We start from the raw sequence: 15288 nt of genomic DNA on the forward strand, positions 1-15288 counted from the left end.
CCGGGTTTTTTATTGCGCGACGCCTTCGCGCACGACCGGGCGACCGGTTGGCCGCACCATTCGTTGTAGTATCGCTGCATCACGCCACTCTCCTCACTCATGCGAATTCTCGGCATCGACCCCGGCCTGCGCGTCACCGGCTTCGGCGTCATCGACGTCAGCGGCCACCGGCTCGCCTATGTCACGAGCGGTGTGATCCGCACGCCGACGGCCGACCTGGCCACCCGGCTCGGCACGATCTTCCAGGGCGTGTCGACGATCGTGCGCGAACACGCGCCCGACCAGGCCGCGATCGAAAAGGTGTTCGTCAACGTGAACCCGCAGTCGACGCTGCTGCTCGGCCAGGCGCGCGGCGCCGCGATCTGCGGCCTCGTCGCGGGTGGCCTGCCGGTCGCCGAATACACGGCGCTGCAGCTCAAGCAGGCCGTGGTCGGCTACGGCCGTGCGACCAAGACGCAGATGCAGGAAATGGTCACACGGCTGCTCAACCTGTCCGGCCAGCCCGGCTCCGACGCGGCCGACGCGCTCGGCATGGCGATCTGCCATGCGCACGGCGGCAACACGCTCAGCACGCTGGGCGGCCTCGCGCCGGCGCTCGCGCAGAAAGGGCTGCGGGTGCGGCGCGGCAGACTGGTCGGCTGACGCCGCTGCACACCGCGGCCCGGCACGTCGGCTCGACTGCATTGGCCGCCTTGCCCGGTTTGCCCGCGCCCGCCATGCGCGCGACCCGCGCCGCTTCGGCCTGACGGCCGCGCCCATCGGCATTGCGCCGCGCGTGCGCTACACTCGCGCTTTCTTCCTCGCATCCCGTCCTCCATGATCGGTCGCATCGCCGGCATCCTGCTCGAAAAGAACCCGCCTCATCTGCTCGTCGACTGCAACGGCGTCGGCTACGAAATCGACGTGCCGATGAGCACCTTCTACAACCTGCCGCAAACGGGCGAACGCGTCGTGCTGCTCACGCAGCAGATCGTCCGCGAGGACGCGCACCTGCTGTACGGCTTCCTGACGCAGCAGGAGCGCACGACCTTCCGCGAACTGCTGAAGATCACCGGCATCGGCGCGCGCATGGCGCTCGCCGTGCTGTCCGGCATGAGCGTGCAGGAACTCGCGCAGGCCGTGACGATGCAGGACGCCGCCCGCCTCACGCGCCTGCCCGGCATCGGCAAGAAGACCGCCGAGCGCCTGCTGCTCGAACTGAAGGGCAAGCTCGGCGCCGACCTCGGCGCGCTCGCCGGCGCCGCGTCGCCGTCCGACCACGCGACCGACATCCTCAACGCACTGCTGGCGCTCGGCTACTCCGAGAAGGAAGGCCTTGCCGCGATCAAGAACGTACCGGCCGGCACCGGCGTGTCCGAAGGCATCAAGCTCGCGCTGAAGGCATTGTCGAAGGCGTAACGCGCGCTCGATCCGGCCGTCGAAGCCAGTGTCGCGCCGCCGCGCGGCGCTCGCCAGTCGGCCGTTCGGCCAGGTGGCCCGGGCTGCGTCGCGCGGTACAATGGCCGCATGATTGAAACCGACAAACTCGCCACCGAGCAGCGGATCATCGCCGCCACACCTGCCTCGTCGCACGAGGAGGTGTTCGAACGTGCGTTGCGACCGCGCCAGCTCGACGACTACGTCGGCCAGGAAAAGGTGCGCGGCCAGCTCGAGATCTTCATCGAAGCCGCGAAGCGCCGCTCCGAGCCGCTCGACCACGTGCTGCTGTTCGGGCCGCCGGGTCTCGGCAAGACGACGCTCGCACACATCATCGCGCGCGAGATGGGCGTGAACCTGCGCCAGACGTCGGGCCCCGTGCTCGAGCGCGCGGGCGATCTCGCCGCGCTGCTGACGAACCTCGAAGCGAACGACGTGCTGTTCATCGACGAAATCCACCGGTTGTCGCCGGTCGTCGAGGAAATCCTGTATCCGGCGCTCGAGGATTACCAGATCGACATCATGATCGGCGAAGGCCCGGCCGCGCGCAGCGTGAAGCTCGACCTGCAGCCGTTCACGCTGGTCGGCGCGACCACCCGCGCGGGGATGCTCACCAACCCGCTGCGCGATCGTTTCGGGATCGTCGCGCGCCTTGAGTTCTACGACGCCGATCAACTGTCGCGCATCGTACGGCGCTCGGCGTCGCTGCTGAATGCGCAGATCGATCCGAACGGCGCGCTGGAAATCGCGAAACGCTCGCGCGGCACGCCGCGGATCGCGAACCGGCTGCTGCGCCGCGTGCGCGACTTCGCGGAAGTGAAGGCCGACGGCCAGATCACCGCGGCGGTTGCCGACGCCGCGCTCGCGATGCTCGACGTCGATCCGGTCGGCTTCGACCTGATGGACCGCAAGCTGCTGGAAGCGATCCTGTACAAGTTCGATGGCGGCCCGGTCGGCATCGACAACCTCGCGGCGGCGATCGGCGAGGAGCGCGACACGATCGAGGACGTGCTCGAACCGTACCTGATCCAGCAGGGCTTCCTGCAGCGCACGCCGCGCGGGCGCGTCGCGACGCTGCTCACGTATCGCCACTTCGGGCTGTCGGTACCCGACGCGCGCCGCCCCGAACGCGACGAGTGGGATACCCCCGACGGGAAGTAATCCGTCGCCCGAGCCGCACCGCCATGACGACGCCGCCCAGCCGCCACCCCACCGCGCCCGCGCCCGGCCCGCGCTGGGCCGAGCCGATCCGCAAGCGGCTCGTGGCCGGCATCACGCACCTGACGGCCGGCGGCGGTGGCCCGTCGATCGATCTCTCGTCTCCGCCCGGAGACCCGGGGCTGTTCGGCCCCGACGCCGTCTGCTGGCGCGTGCATGCCGATTTCACGTCGATGATGACGGGCGGCATCGCCGCGTTGCTGCTGCAGGCGCTCCACCCGCTCGCGCTCGCGGGCGTCTGGGATCATTCGTCGTTCCGCACCGACATCTTCGGCCGCTTGCGGCGCACCGCCACGTTCATCACGGGGACGACGTTCGGCAGCCGCGCGGACGCGCTCGCGCTGATCGAGCGCGTGAAAGCGATCCATGCGCGCGTCACGGGCAGCGCGCCGGATGGCCGGCCGTACCGCGCCGACGATCCCGCGTTGCTGACCTGGGTGCACGTCGCGGAAGTGTCGAGCTTCCTCGCCGCGCATCTGCGTTACGTGAATCCGGCGCTGCCGGGCGAACTGCAGGACCGCTACTACGCGGAGACGGCACTGATCGCCGAGCTGCTCGGCGCCGATGAGGTCCCTCGTTCACGCGCCGAGGTGGCGGCCTATCTCGCGCGCATGCTGCCCGAACTCGAAGCCGGGCCGCGTACCTTCGACGTGATGTCGATCCTGCTGAACGTGCCGGTCGCGAGGCCCGCGCTGCGGCCTGCCGCGTCGCTGGTGATGCATGCCGGGATCGACCTGCTGCCGCCGTGGGCGCAGCGCATGCTCGGCGTGTCGACGTTCGCGCCGTTGCGGCGCGCGGTGGTCCGGCCCGGCATTCGCGCGGTCGCCCCCGTGCTGCGCTGGGCGCTCGTCAACGGCGCGTCGAAGCGTGCGCGCCGCCGCGCGACGGCCACCCCGTCCGACGACACTCCGCCAGCCTGACGATCCGCTTGTTCGGATCATTTCAATTTACCGTCAAATACCTGTGACAAGCTGACGGGCTTGCACCCGCGCACGGTCGCACGTCCTGCCTGTCACGCACGCCCGTGGCCCGCGCGGTGTCCCGCCACCCGCTACCGACACCCGATGCCCGCGATGCCACGCCTGCCGATCCGTTTCGCCCTTGCCGCCAGCCTGTCCACCCTCTTCGCCCTCGCCGCGTGCGGCGGCGACGACGTCGTCGCCGTCGCACTCACGGACGCACAACCGCCATCCGGCGGCACGACGACGCCGGCTCCCACGCCGCCCGCCACGACCACCCCGCCACCGGGCAAGTGGAAGGCGGCCCGCGCCGGCGACCTGATCGACGTCACGCTCGGCGATCTCCATCCGACGCAGGGTGCGATCGGCTACGACCAGATCTACTACAAGCTCGGCCGCTACGAACTGCAGCCCGACAAGAAGTTCGACGACTTCTGCGCGGATGAAGGCCTCGGCGGCGTCGCATCAAGCGGCTACACGGCCCGATCGTCGCTGCGCGAGCCGGCCAGCTACACGTGCGCAACGACCGACGCGAACGCCCGCGACCGCTCGGTGCTGAACCCCGTCGTGATCGGCCCGAACGGCGACGCGCTGTACCTGACCGACGGCCACCACGGCCTGTCGACCTATTACGAGACGCCCGACGGCGGCCCGGCGCTGCACGTGCACGTCGTCGTCAAGGACAACCTCAGCGACTACTCGGGCGACGCGTTCTGGCAGCAGATGCAAAGCCGCGGCTACCTGCGCCTGAAGAACGGCGAAGGCAAGCCGATCACGACCGCGCAACTGCCGACCGGCCTCGGCCTGACACTCGGGATGACGAACGACCGCTACCGCTCGCTCGTTTATTTCACGCGCGACATCGGCTACAGCAAGCCCGCACAAGCAACCGACTACCTCGAGTTCTACTGGGCCGACTGGCTGCGCGCGCAGCCCGGCACGTTCGCGCTGGCGAGCTACGACCTCACGCGCGGCGGCACGACCGATCCCGACCCGGCGAAGGCCGACACCGGCTACCTGAATGCGGTCTGGAACGCATCGACGCGGATGGTCGCGGCCACCGACCCCGTGATCGACGGCAAGACGGGCGCCGACCTCGGGCGCGCCGATGCGATCAACGGCGGGAAGAAATACAGCAAGGGGGAATTCGACAAGCTGCGCCAGCCGATCACGGCCGACAAGCCCGGCAAGATCGCGTACGCGCTCGACTACAAGACGCGTCACGGGCTGCCGCAGTAAGCACCACCCGAAAGGAAGACAGGGCACCCCGGGCCGGCCATGCCGGACGGGGGTGGCGCGCTCAAAGCACCTTGCGGTACCCGTCGTCGTCGCTCGCGGCTTCGAGATGCGACACGTCGGCCCACCGCACGACCTGCGCACGACCATCCACGTAATCGACGACGTTGATGCTGGTGTTGAGTAGCTGATAGGTACGCGGCGCCGACAGCTCGATCCCGTTCGCGAAGCGATACACGCAATCGAGCACGCCGCCGTGCGCGACGCACGCGATGCGGCCGCCCGGATGCGCGGCGACGATCGGTTCGAGCGCATGCAGCACGCGGTGATAGAACGCACGCTGCGACTCGCCGCCCTCCGGCGCGAAGCCCGGGTCGCGCGTCTGCCAGGCCGCATACGCGTCCGGAAACAGCGCCTCGATCTCGGTGCTGTCGTGCCCCTGGAATGCGCCGTACGAGCGCTCGCGCAACCCTTCGCGCAGCAGCAGCGGCAACCCGAGCGCATCGGCGAACGGTTGCGCGGTCTGTTGCGCGCGCATCAGGTCGCTCGAATACACCGCGTCGATCCGCGCGCCGTCGCGCGCCTCTCTCGCGAGCCGCGCCGCCAGCCGCTGCGCCTGCTCGAGCCCGGTGTCGGCCAGCGGGATGTCGATATGCCCCTGGATACGCTTGATGCGGTTCCAGGCCGTCTCGCCATGGCGGATGAAAAGAATCTGCGTGGTGGCCATCGCGGCGAATCTCCGGGGAAGAATCAGGGCCGCACTTGCAGCCAGAACGTCACGGGGCCGTCGTTGACGAGCGACACCTGCATGTCGGCGCCGAACTCGCCCGTCTCGACGACCGGATGGCGCGCCCGCGCGGCGGCGACGAAATAGTCGAACAGCCGCGCGCCTTCGTCGGGCGGCGCGGCCGGCGTGAAGCTCGGACGCAGTCCGCTGTTGGTATCGGCTGCCAGCGTGAACTGCGACACGAGCAGCAGCCCGCCCGCGCGGCCTTCGCCGTCGATGTTCGATACCGGGAGGTTCATCTTGCCGGCTGCGTCGCTGAACACGCGGTAGCCGAGCAGCTTCGCGAGCAGCTTGTCGGCCGCGGCCTCGGTATCGCCACGCTCCGCGCAGACCAGCGCGAGCAGGCCCGCGCCGATCTCGCCCGTCGTCCGGCCGCCGACGCGCACGTCGGCGCGCGTCACACGCTGGATCAGCGCGATCATGCGGTCAGCGTGACGCGTGCGAAGCGGCGCTTGCCGACCTGCACGACGAACTCGCCGGCCTCGACCTTCAGGCCCTTGTCCGACACGGTCGCGCCGTCGATCTTCACGCCGCCCTGCTCGATGTTGCGCAGCGCTTCGCTGGTCGACGGCACGAGGCCCGCCTGCTTCAGCAACTGCCCGATCGCCAGCGGCGCGCCGGCCAGCGTGACCGACGGAATGTCGTCCGGCACGCCGCCCTTCGCGCGGTGGTTGAAGTCCTCGAGCGCGCGCTCGGCGTCGGGCTGCGAGTGGAACCGCGCGACGATTTCCTGCGCGAGCAGCACCTTGAAATCGCGCGGGTTGCGACCGCCTTCGGCCTCGCGCTTGAAGCCGGCGATCTCGTCGAGGCTGCGGAACGACAGCAGCTCGAAGTAACGCCACATCAGCGTGTCCGAGATGCTCATCAGCTTGCCGAACATGTCGGTCGGCTTCTCGCTGATGCCGACGTAGTTGCCCTTCGACTTCGACATCTTCTCGACGCCGTCGAGGCCTTCGAGCAGCGGCATCGTCAGGATGCACTGCTGTTCCTGGCCGTACTGCTTCTGCAGTTCGCGGCCGACCAGCAGGTTGAACTTCTGGTCGGTGCCGCCGAGTTCGAGATCCGCGTTCAGCGCGACCGAATCGTAGCCCTGCATCAGCGGGTACAGGAATTCGTGGATCGAGATCGGCACGCCGCCCTGGAAGCGCTTCGTGAAATCCTCGCGCTCGAGGATCCGCGCGACCGTGTAGCGCGACGCGAGCTTGATCATCCCGTCCGCGCCGAGCGGCATCGACCATTCGCTGTTGTAGCGGATCTCGGTCTTGTCGCGATCGAGCACGAGCGCGGCCTGCTCGAAGTAGGTCTTCGCGTTCGATTCGATCTGCTCGCGCGTGAGCGGCGGGCGCGTCGCGTTGCGACCCGACGGATCGCCGATCAGCGACGTGAAATCGCCGATCAGGAAGATCACCGTATGGCCGAGATCCTGCAGCTGGCGCATCTTGTTCAGCACGACCGTATGGCCGATGTGGATGTCCGGTGCGGTCGGATCGAGGCCGAGCTTGATGCGCAGCGGCGTGCCCGTGGCTGCGCTGCGCGCGAGCTTCTGCGCGAACTCTTCCTCGATCAGCAGCTCGTCGACGCCGCGCTTCGTGACGGCGAGCGCATGCCGGACTTCGTCGGTGATCGGGAAAACGGGCTTGGAACTGGGTTCGGTGCTCATCGGTGCCAGGAAGAATGTCGCAAAAACAGGGATTTTCCCATAACTTGCGCGCGCATCGCTTAACGACGCGTCACGTTACGCGGATAATCGGGCGCAAGGCGCGCGGCACCGGCCCGCGCCGCACGATCCAGGAGAACCCAACGTGCCGCAACGACAGCCGCAGCCTGCCCATCCGGCAGACGGCATCTACTTCGGGCTGATGTCGGGAACCAGCATGGACGGCGTCGACGGCGTCGCCGTGCGTTTCGAGGCCGGCCGCGCGCCGGTCGTGCTCGCGGAAGCGTTCGTCGGCTTTGCGCAATCGCTGCGCGACGCGCTGTTCGCGCTGCAGCAGCCCGGCGACAACGAGATCGACCGCGAATCGCTCGCGGCGAATGCGCTCGTCACGCGCTATGCGGTGTGCTGTCACGAACTGCAGCGCACGGCCGGCCTGTCGCGCGACGAGATCCGCGCGATCGGCGTGCACGGCCAGACGGTGCGCCATCGCCCCGAGCGCGGCTATACGCGCCAGCTCAACAATCCGGCGCTGCTCGCCGAACTGACGCAGCTCGACGTGATCGCCGATTTCCGCAGCCGCGACGTGGCCGCCGGCGGTCACGGCGCGCCGCTCGCGCCCGCGTTCCATGCGACGGTGTTCGGCGCACCGGGCGAAACGCGGGTCGTCTGCAATCTCGGCGGGATCAGCAACATCACGATCCTGCCCGGCGCGGGCGGCGACGTGCGCGGCTTCGACTGCGGCCCCGCCAATGCGCTGATCGACGCATGGGCGACCCGCCATCTGGGCAAGCCGTACGACGACGGCGGCAAATTCGCCGCCCGCGGCACCGTCCACGCGGCGCTGCTCGCTGCGCTGCTCGACGAACCGTATTTCACCGCGCCGCCGCCGAAAAGCACCGGACGCGACCTGTTCAATCCCGCGTGGCTCGATGCGAAGCTCGCCGCGTTCTCGCAGGTCGCACCGGAGGACGTGCAGGCGACGCTCACCGCGCTCACCGCCGTGTCGGTGGCGCGCGAAGTCGCGCAGCACGCACCCGGCTGCAAGGCCGTGTTCGTATGCGGCGGCGGCGCACGCAATCCGGTGCTGCTCGACGCACTCCGGCACGCGCTGCGTGAAGCCGGCGTGCCGGCCACCGTCGATACGACGGCCGCGCTCGGCGTGCCACCGCAGCAGGTCGAAGCGCTCGCGTTCGCGTGGCTCGCGTACCGCTTCACCGCGCGCCAGCCCGGCAATCTCGCGACGGTCACCGGCGCAGCCGGCAACCGCGTGCTGGGCGCGCTCTATCCGCGCTGACGCGATATCCGCCGCGCGGCGAGCGCTGCAGCGCGAGCGCGCATAAAAAAACGGGGCATGAAGCCCCGTTTTTCATTCCGGCGAACCGGCGCGAATCTGTCGCGCGCTCAGACCGAGAACGACGAACCGCACCCGCAGGTGGTGGTCGCGTTCGGGTTCTTGATCACGAACTGGGCGCCGTTGAGGTCGTCCTTGTAGTCGATCTCGGCGCCGACCAGGTACTGGTAGCTCATCGAGTCGATCAGGAGCTGGACGCCGTTCTTGTTCATCACGGTGTCGTCCTCGTTGACTTCCTCGTCGAACGTGAAGCCATACTGGAAGCCGGAGCAGCCGCCACCCTGCACGAACACGCGCAGCTTCAGGTCGGGATTGCCCTCTTCGTCGATCAGTTGCTTGACCTTGTCGGCCGCGGCGTCGGTGAAGACGAACGGCAGCGGCATATCGGTCGTCGTTGCTGCGGTTTCGGTAACAGCGTTCATTCGAACTCTCCAAAAAGCTTTAGCCGCTATTGTAGGGCCGATCAGAAGATCGTGCTGAAGTCCATGAAATCAATAGGTTCTTGTCGATTTCATCAAGCGTGCCCGCGCGGGCGGCCGCCGCAGCGGCCCGGGCGCGGGAAACAGCGCGCATAAAAAAACCGCCAGCGTGAAGCTGGCGGTTTTTCCGGCGGACGCCACCCGAAAGCGGCGAGGCCATGAAGCGGAATTAACGCTTCGAGAACTGCTTTGCGCGGCGTGCCTTGCGCAGACCGACCTTCTTACGCTCGACTTCACGCGCATCGCGCGTGACGAAGCCTGCGCTCGACAGCGACGGCTTGAGCGTCGCATCGTAGTCGATCAGCGCACGGGTGATGCCGTGGCGCACTGCGCCTGCCTGACCCGTTTCGCCGCCGCCGTTGACGTTCACCTTGATGTCGAACGTCTGGCCGTGGTTCGTGAGTTCCAGCGGTTGACGCACGATCATCAGCGACGTTTCGCGCGAGAAGTAGTCAGCGATGGGCTTGCCGTTGACGATGATGTCGCCCTTGCCAGCCTTGATGAAGACACGTGCGACAGCGCTCTTGCGGCGGCCCGTGCCGTAGTTCCAGTTACCGATCATGTGGGCTCCCCTTAGATCTCGAGCGCCTTCGGCTGTTGAGCCGAGTGCGGATGCGTCGCTTCTGCGTAGACCTTCAGCTTCTTGATCATCGCGTAGCCGAGCGGGCCCTTCGGCAGCATGCCCTTGACCGCCTTCTCGAGCGCGCGGCCCGGGAAGCGTTCCTGCATCTTGCCGAACGTCGTTTCATAGATACCGCCCGGGTAGCCCGAGTGACGGTAGTACTTCTTGTCCAGCGTCTTGTTGCCCGTGACCTTCAACTTGCTCGCGTTGATGATGATGATGAAATCACCAGTGTCGACGTGCGGGGTGAACTCAGGCTTGTGCTTGCCGCGCAGACGGCGTGCCACTTCGCTGGCAACACGGCCGAGAACCTTATCCGTCGCGTCAATCACGTACCATTCGCGCGTCACCTCATGGGCTTTTGCGGAAAACGTCTTCATGATCGATCCAAAAAAAATGCTTTGCCCGATGTGTTCTTCCTGCTTGTCTGTGTGCGCTTCGAGGCGCGGTGCAGGCTCTCCCTGTTCTTTTTCCGTGGGCATGAATGCGGAAAAGCCCTGAATTATAAAGGAAATACGGTTGCGTGGTCAAAGAGAATCCACGTCCCGTGTTCGTGGCGGCCGAAATGGGCCAAAATTCGGTCGTGCCCCGACAAGCCAGGCGAACCGAGCGCCTGCGGCGGCACCCCTCGACGCGCGGCACATGACCTTGCCGCGCCAGACCGGCCGAACCCGAAAAACAACAAACCAGCATGATGAAACAACGACTTACGCCCTTCGTCGCGGCCGCCCTGCTGGCCGCCGCGGCGCCCGCCGTCGCCGCCCGCTCCGGCTGCGAAGCCAAGCTCGACGCGCTCGATGCGCGCATCGCCGAGGCCCGAACCGCCCATGCCGAAGATCGTATCGCGCGCCTGCGCGCGGTGCGCGAACGCGTCCGCCACTTCTGCGCGCGCGGCCACGGCCACGCATCGGCCGCCCATGCGCCGGCGCCCGATGCCGGCTCGCGCGGCACGCCGCCCGACGCGACCTCGCAGCCGGCTGCGCGCCAGCCGGCGTAACGGTGCCGACGCGCGCAAGCCGCGCGCCGATGTTTGCATGGGACGAAAAAAAGCCCGAACGGCTGGTTCGGGCTTAATCCACCTTAGGAGGAGGGTGGAGGAGACATTCGGAGGTTGCCGCAGCGCGACAACCAATGAGGCTCATTATACGAATGCCCCGCCGACTTCACAAGAAAATTTGCATTGCGAAATCAAATCTCATGATGCGGGATTTCGATCGGCAAGCCGAGGAAGGTAGTTTTCTCTTTTAAATCATATACATAACCACCCCACACGCGACCTGAAACCGTCCTCGCCTAGAGCAAAACCCCTAAATCCGGCAGGGAAATCATCGGCCGGCGCACCGCTCGCGCGGCGCCGGCATGGCGCGTCGTGCAGCGCATCAGCCGATCGTTGCACCGCGGGCTACAATGCCGGATCGAATCCGAATCAGGCAACGCTGGAGTGCAAGCATGGAATGCAAAGTAAGCTGGATGGGCCAGGACGGCATGGCGTTTTCCGCCGAGACCGGCAGCGGGCACCTCGTCACGATGGACGGCGCGCCGGAAGGCGGCGGCCACAACCTCGCGCCGCGTCCGATGGAAATGGTGCTGCTCGGCACCGGCGGCTGCACTGCCTATGACGTCGTGCTGATCCTGAAGAAGAGCCGCCAGGAAGTCACCGGCTGCTCGGTTACGCTGAAGGCCGAGCGCGCGAGCGAAGATCCGAAGGTGTTCACGAAGGTGCACTTCCACTTCACGGTCACGGGCCGCAACCTGAACCCGGCCACGGTCGAGCGCGCGATCAACCTGTCGCACGACAAGTACTGCTCCGCGTCGATCATGATCGCGAAGACGGCCGAACTCACGCATTCGTTCGACATCGTCGCGGCCTGACCGCACGGCGCGCAAGAAAAAAGGGCCGGCGCTCCGCAAGGAGACGCCGGCCCTTTCGCATTCGAACGGCAAAGCAGGCCGATAAGCCGGATTCTGTGCACGCCGCGCACCGAAGCACGCAACGCGTGGCAGTCATTCCTCTAGGCGCGCCATTGCTGACGCGCTCAAGCTTCCTACCCGCAGACGAGACGGGGGCCCCGTCCTGCATCCGAAAATGCGCGCCTGCCTACTTGGAATTGCTCCGGGTGGAGGTTACCGTGCCGGCGAACGTCGCCGTCGCCGCGGTGCGCTCTTACCGCACCGTTTCACCCTTACCTGATCCCGGCTTGCGCCGGGCCATCGGCGGTTTGCTTTCTGTTGCCCTGTTCCGCGTGTCGCCACGGATGGCCGTTAGCCATCACCCTGCCCTGTGGAGTCCGGACTTTCCTCGCCCCCGCGCGCCCGAAGACGGCGAGGCCGCGACTGCCTGGCCTGCTTTGCGACGCGCATTCTAGCACTGCGCGCCGCCGTCGGCAGCGCGCGAGCGGCGGCCGCGGCGAAACACGGCCGGATCGTCGTAGAACGCGGCGTCGGCGTTCGCCGCGCACCAGCCCGGCACGCCGAGCACCGGCAGCGGCGCGAAGTCGCGGCTCGTCAGCGCGCGCGTCGCCAGTTCGGCGGCGATGTGCGCGTCGACATGCGCGATCCGTCGCGCGTCGGGCCATGAAAAATAGTCGGCGCTCACTTCGACGATCCAGGCGTGCGCGGTGCAGGACTTGTACGGTGCGACGAGCTGTTCGAGCAGCGCATGGCCGACGAGCCGCGCTTCGCAACGCGTGCCCCACGCATCGCGCGAGCTCACCAGCAGCCGCGGCCAGTCGAAGCCGCGCAGCGCGTCGGCGAGCGCGCGGTCGGCGGTGACGAACAGCGCGCCGTTCTCGTCGAACAACGTGAGCGCATCGCGCAACGTGCCGCGCACCGGGCCGACGCCGCCCGCCGCGTCGATCGCCGCGGCCTGGCGCGCGTTCAACGCGGCCTTGGTGCGCGGGTACGCGAACCAGACGAGCGCATTGAAGAAGTCGTGAAGATGGTGGCGGGTCGGCACCCGCCCGGTGTCGGCAATATGGGTCTCGTACGCGACGCCGGGCGGCAGTTCGGCCTGCGGCACGAAGCGCAGCGGCCTGCCGCGACCGGTGACGCGATCGCCGCCTCGCGATACGCGATCCAACGCGCCGTTCAACGCATCGAGCAGCGCGGCCGCGCGCGCACGGGCAGCCGCCTGCCACGCGCGGCCCGGCTCCGCGTAAGGCGCGAGCCACGGCGCGGACCAGTCGATCCGCGCGAAATCCGCCGCCGCGCGACCGGCCGCGGGGCCCGGTTCGCGCGGTGGCGCGCAGCTCACGCCAGTTTCCAGCCGATCGTCTCGCCGCCGCGCAGCGGCACGACCGGCGTCTCGCCCGCGAAGATCTCGCGCGGCAGTTCCCACGGCTCGCGGCGCAGCGTGACCGTCTCGGCGCTGCGCGGCAGCCCGTAGAAATCGGCGCCGAAGAAGCTCGCGAACCCTTCCAGCTTGTCGAGCGCGCCGGCCGTGTCGAACGCTTCCGCGTACAGCTCGAGCGCGTGCAGCGCCGTGTAGCAGCCCGCGCAACCGCACGTGGTTTCCTTCGCGTCGCGCGCGTGCGGCGCGCTGTCGGTGCCGAGGAAGAAGCGCGGGTTGCCCGACGTCGCGGCCTCGACCAGCGCCACGCGATGCGTCTCGCGCTTCAGCACCGGCAGGCAGTAGTAATGCGGGCGGATCCCGCCGACGAACAGCGCGTTGCGGTTGTACAGCAGGTGATGCGCGGTGATCGTCGCGCCGAGCAGGCCGGGCGCCGCGTCGGCATCGCGGACGTAGTCGGCCGCGTCCTTCGTCGTGATGTGTTCGAACACGACCTTCAGGCCCGGGAAATCGCGGCGCAGCGGCGTCATCACGCGGTCGATGAACACCTTCTCGCGGTCGAACAGGTCGATCGACGCATCGGTCACCTCGCCGTGCACGAGCAGCGGCATGCCGGTTTCCTGCATCGCCTCGAGCGTCTTCGCACATTTCGCGAGATCGGTGACGCCATGGTCGGAATTCGTCGTGGCGCCTGCCGGATACAGCTTCACGCCGTGCACGAAGCCGCTTTCGCGCGCGCGGCGGATTTCGTCGGGCGGCGTGTTGTCGGTCAGGTACAGCGTCATCAGCGGCTCGAACGTCATCCCGGCCGGCAGCGCGGCGAGGATGCGCTCGCGATACGCCTGCGCCTGCGCGGTGGTCGTGACCGGCGGCTTCAGGTTCGGCATGACGATGGCGCGGCCGAACTGGCGGGCGGTGTGCGGCAGCACGGCGGCGAGCATGTCGCCGTCTCGCAGGTGCAGGTGCCAGTCGTCGGGACGGGCGAGCGAAAGCGTCGCCGGGGAAGAAGCGTTCGAGGCAGTCATAGGAGGCGTCGTGAGGAACGGGCGTGCCATCGGCGGGGCCGGAACGCACGTGCGCGGGCCGACTGACGGCAAACCGCAACACGGGGCCTTTGGCCAGCGGAATCCGCTTTTTACCGCTCAGGGCTCGGTGATATGCTAGAAGCCGCATTGTACCGGGGTTCGCCCGGTTCGTTACCCCCTGCTTCAGCCTGCCGCCCCACGTAAAATGTGCCAACTCCTAGGAATGAACTGCGCCGCGCCGACGGACGTCACATTCTCCTTCACAGGTTTCGCGGCCCGGGGCGGGCTCACCGATCACCATGCCGACGGCTGGGGCATCGCGTTCTTCGAAGACAAGGCCTGCCGCCTCTTCATCGATCACCAGGCATCGGCCACGTCGCCGATCGCCGAAATGGTGAAGCGCTACCCGATCAAGTCCAAGAACACGATCGCGCACATCCGCAAGGCGACGCAGGGGCACATCCTGCTCGAGAACAGCCATCCTTTCATGCGCGAACTGTGGGGCCGGCACTGGATCTTCGCGCATAACGGCGACCTGCAGGACTACGCGCCGGACATGGACGGCAGCGTCTACCATCCGGTCGGCACGACCGACAGCGAACAGGCGTTCTGCGTGCTGATGCAGGGGCTGCGCGAAGCCTTTCCCGGCGCGCAGCCGCCGCTGCCGGAGCTGTTCGAGCGGGTCGGCGAACTGACGCGCGGCATCACCGATCACGGCGTGTTCAACTTCCTGATGTCGAACGGCCAGGCGCTCTTCGCGCACTGCTCGACGCGGCTGCACTACCTCGTGCGGCGCTGGCCGTTCTCGACCGCGCATCTCGTCGACGAAGACCTGTCGATCGACTTCGCCAAATACACGACGCCCGAGGATCGCGTCGCGGTGATCGCGACACAGCCGCTCACCGACAACGAAGTCTGGACCGCATTCGAGCCGGGCGAGCTGATCATGTTCCAGTGCGGCGACGTCGCCGCGCGGATGCAGATTCCGGTGCCCGAGCGCGTGCTCGAGAAGCTGCGCAACCCGTCACTCGACGCGTCGGCGTCCGCGCCGCGCGCGGTGGTTCGCGAAGCGCTCGCTACCGCGGCCGACGGCGATTCCGACGACGCGATCGATTTCTGACGCCCGGCGCGGCATCGGCTGCGCCCGCTTTCTGCTCATTTTCTGCTGGCTGCGCAGGCGTCATACCGCACTGTCGACGACGCGCGTCGTCGGCGCAAATCGCTCGGCTCCAGCCAATCGGGTTCCATT

Annotated in this window: 17 protein-coding genes and 1 other RNA gene; 9 read left to right on the forward strand and 9 right to left on the reverse strand. The window is 67.7% G+C overall.

The window, feature by feature from the left end; genetic code table 11:
• Positions 1–99: 99 nt before the first annotated feature.
• The 5 genes from ruvC (at position 100) to H0X91_RS06860 (ending at position 4832) form a co-directional block, all read left to right on the forward strand.
• Entirely contained in the window at positions 100–642 is a 543-nt protein-coding gene (gene ruvC / locus H0X91_RS06840; protein WP_006476894.1) for a crossover junction endodeoxyribonuclease RuvC, read from the forward strand.
• A gap of 174 nt (positions 643–816) precedes the next feature.
• The gene (gene ruvA / locus H0X91_RS06845; RefSeq protein ID WP_006483429.1) at positions 817–1398 is read left to right on the forward strand and encodes a Holliday junction branch migration protein RuvA; all 582 of its coding nucleotides are present in this window, start codon (positions 817–819) and stop codon (positions 1396–1398) included.
• Between the two features lie 108 nt (positions 1399–1506).
• On the forward strand, positions 1507–2577 hold the full coding sequence (gene ruvB, locus H0X91_RS06850) for a Holliday junction branch migration DNA helicase RuvB (RefSeq protein WP_006483430.1): 1071 nt from the start codon (positions 1507–1509) through the stop codon (positions 2575–2577).
• A gap of 23 nt (positions 2578–2600) precedes the next feature.
• Positions 2601–3554 carry an oxygenase MpaB family protein gene (locus tag H0X91_RS06855; protein WP_006497524.1) on the forward strand — a complete coding sequence of 318 codons (954 nt, stop codon included), beginning with the start codon at positions 2601–2603 and terminating at the stop codon, positions 3552–3554.
• Between the two features lie 153 nt (positions 3555–3707).
• On the forward strand, positions 3708–4832 hold the full coding sequence (locus H0X91_RS06860) for a ParB/Srx family N-terminal domain-containing protein (RefSeq protein WP_196432920.1): 1125 nt from the start codon (positions 3708–3710) through the stop codon (positions 4830–4832).
• A 61-nt stretch (positions 4833–4893) separates the two neighbouring features.
• Here H0X91_RS06860 and H0X91_RS06865 read toward each other — a convergent pair whose 3' ends face one another.
• The 3 genes from H0X91_RS06865 to tyrS are packed head-to-tail and all read right to left on the reverse strand — an operon-like array spanning position 4894 to position 7276.
• Positions 4894–5556, reverse strand: a complete 663-nt coding sequence (locus H0X91_RS06865) for a histidine phosphatase family protein (RefSeq protein WP_006483446.1) — start codon at positions 5554–5556, stop codon at positions 4894–4896.
• A gap of 23 nt (positions 5557–5579) precedes the next feature.
• Positions 5580–6038, reverse strand: a complete 459-nt coding sequence (dtd, locus tag H0X91_RS06870; RefSeq protein WP_006483442.1) for a D-aminoacyl-tRNA deacylase — start codon at positions 6036–6038, stop codon at positions 5580–5582.
• Entirely contained in the window at positions 6035–7276 is a 1242-nt protein-coding gene (tyrS, locus tag H0X91_RS06875) for a tyrosine--tRNA ligase (RefSeq protein ID WP_006483424.1), read from the reverse strand. Before tyrS ends, dtd begins: the two co-directional genes overlap by 4 nt.
• A gap of 142 nt (positions 7277–7418) precedes the next feature.
• On the opposite strand from tyrS, the gene H0X91_RS06880 reads away from it, so the two are divergent.
• Complete coding sequence (locus H0X91_RS06880; RefSeq protein ID WP_058902140.1) at positions 7419–8567, forward strand: anhydro-N-acetylmuramic acid kinase; 1149 nt, start codon at positions 7419–7421, stop codon at positions 8565–8567.
• A 107-nt stretch (positions 8568–8674) separates the two neighbouring features.
• On the opposite strand, the gene erpA is transcribed toward H0X91_RS06880, so the two are convergent.
• The 3 genes from erpA to rplM all read right to left on the reverse strand — a co-directional run bounded on the left by erpA (position 8675) and on the right by rplM (position 10105).
• Complete coding sequence (gene erpA, locus H0X91_RS06885; protein WP_006476903.1) at positions 8675–9046, reverse strand: iron-sulfur cluster insertion protein ErpA; 372 nt, start codon at positions 9044–9046, stop codon at positions 8675–8677.
• A 226-nt stretch (positions 9047–9272) separates the two neighbouring features.
• Positions 9273–9665, reverse strand: a complete 393-nt coding sequence (gene rpsI / locus H0X91_RS06890) for a 30S ribosomal protein S9 (RefSeq protein WP_006476904.1) — start codon at positions 9663–9665, stop codon at positions 9273–9275.
• A gap of 11 nt (positions 9666–9676) precedes the next feature.
• Positions 9677–10105, reverse strand: a complete 429-nt coding sequence (gene rplM, locus H0X91_RS06895; protein WP_009687896.1) for a 50S ribosomal protein L13 — start codon at positions 10103–10105, stop codon at positions 9677–9679.
• Positions 10106–10416: 311 nt separating this feature from the next.
• Between rplM and H0X91_RS06900 the strand changes: the two genes are divergently transcribed.
• Both H0X91_RS06900 and H0X91_RS06905 read left to right on the forward strand, forming a co-directional pair.
• The gene (locus H0X91_RS06900) at positions 10417–10722 is read left to right on the forward strand and encodes a DUF1090 family protein (protein ID WP_012492956.1); all 306 of its coding nucleotides are present in this window, start codon (positions 10417–10419) and stop codon (positions 10720–10722) included.
• A 410-nt stretch (positions 10723–11132) separates the two neighbouring features.
• On the forward strand, positions 11133–11597 hold the full coding sequence (locus tag H0X91_RS06905; protein WP_012492957.1) for an OsmC family protein: 465 nt from the start codon (positions 11133–11135) through the stop codon (positions 11595–11597).
• 66 nt (positions 11598–11663) lie between these two features.
• Here H0X91_RS06905 and rnpB read toward each other — a convergent pair.
• The 3 genes from rnpB to pyrC form a co-directional block, all read right to left on the reverse strand.
• An RNA gene (rnpB, locus tag H0X91_RS06910) (RNase P RNA component class A) lies at positions 11664–12075 on the reverse strand.
• A gap of 12 nt (positions 12076–12087) precedes the next feature.
• Positions 12088–12978 carry a DUF3025 domain-containing protein gene (locus H0X91_RS06915; RefSeq protein ID WP_048987075.1) on the reverse strand — a complete coding sequence of 297 codons (891 nt, stop codon included), beginning with the start codon at positions 12976–12978 and terminating at the stop codon, positions 12088–12090.
• Positions 12975–14039, reverse strand: coding sequence for a dihydroorotase (pyrC, locus tag H0X91_RS06920; protein WP_196432921.1), 1065 nt, complete (start codon positions 14037–14039; stop codon positions 12975–12977). Before pyrC ends, H0X91_RS06915 begins: the two co-directional genes overlap by 4 nt.
• Before the next feature lie 205 nt (positions 14040–14244).
• On the opposite strand from pyrC, the gene H0X91_RS06925 reads away from it, so the two are divergent.
• Positions 14245–15159: a class II glutamine amidotransferase gene (locus H0X91_RS06925; RefSeq protein ID WP_006483857.1), complete on the forward strand. Its 915-nt coding sequence runs from the start codon at positions 14245–14247 to the stop codon at positions 15157–15159.
• Positions 15160–15288 lie beyond the last annotated feature (129 nt).

This window comes from Burkholderia sp. 9777_1386, from assembly GCF_015712265.1.
GTDB lineage: Bacteria > Pseudomonadota > Gammaproteobacteria > Burkholderiales > Burkholderiaceae > Burkholderia > Burkholderia cenocepacia.

Bases quoted from the DNA above. Each gene is read 5' to 3' on its own strand.
- H0X91_RS06905 (WP_012492957.1), top strand. From the start codon at position 11,133: ATGCCGGATCGAATCCGAATCAGGCAACGCTGGAGTGCAAGCATGGAA.
- tyrS (WP_006483424.1), bottom strand. From the start codon at position 7,276: ATGAGCACCGAACCCAGTTCCAAGCCCGTTTTCCCGATCACCGACGAA.
- dtd (WP_006483442.1), bottom strand. From the start codon at position 6,038: ATGATCGCGCTGATCCAGCGTGTGACGCGCGCCGACGTGCGCGTCGGC.
- pyrC (WP_196432921.1), bottom strand. From the start codon at position 14,039: ATGACTGCCTCGAACGCTTCTTCCCCGGCGACGCTTTCGCTCGCCCGT.
- ruvC (WP_006476894.1), top strand. From the start codon at position 100: ATGCGAATTCTCGGCATCGACCCCGGCCTGCGCGTCACCGGCTTCGGC.
- H0X91_RS06855 (WP_006497524.1), top strand. From the start codon at position 2,601: ATGACGACGCCGCCCAGCCGCCACCCCACCGCGCCCGCGCCCGGCCCG.
- erpA (WP_006476903.1), bottom strand. From the start codon at position 9,046: ATGAACGCTGTTACCGAAACCGCAGCAACGACGACCGATATGCCGCTG.
- ruvA (WP_006483429.1), top strand. From the start codon at position 817: ATGATCGGTCGCATCGCCGGCATCCTGCTCGAAAAGAACCCGCCTCAT.
- rplM (WP_009687896.1), bottom strand. From the start codon at position 10,105: ATGAAGACGTTTTCCGCAAAAGCCCATGAGGTGACGCGCGAATGGTAC.
- H0X91_RS06925 (WP_006483857.1), top strand. From the start codon at position 14,245: ATGTGCCAACTCCTAGGAATGAACTGCGCCGCGCCGACGGACGTCACA.
- rpsI (WP_006476904.1), bottom strand. From the start codon at position 9,665: ATGATCGGTAACTGGAACTACGGCACGGGCCGCCGCAAGAGCGCTGTC.
- H0X91_RS06865 (WP_006483446.1), bottom strand. From the start codon at position 5,556: ATGGCCACCACGCAGATTCTTTTCATCCGCCATGGCGAGACGGCCTGG.
- H0X91_RS06860 (WP_196432920.1), top strand. From the start codon at position 3,708: ATGCCACGCCTGCCGATCCGTTTCGCCCTTGCCGCCAGCCTGTCCACC.
- ruvB (WP_006483430.1), top strand. From the start codon at position 1,507: ATGATTGAAACCGACAAACTCGCCACCGAGCAGCGGATCATCGCCGCC.
- H0X91_RS06900 (WP_012492956.1), top strand. From the start codon at position 10,417: ATGATGAAACAACGACTTACGCCCTTCGTCGCGGCCGCCCTGCTGGCC.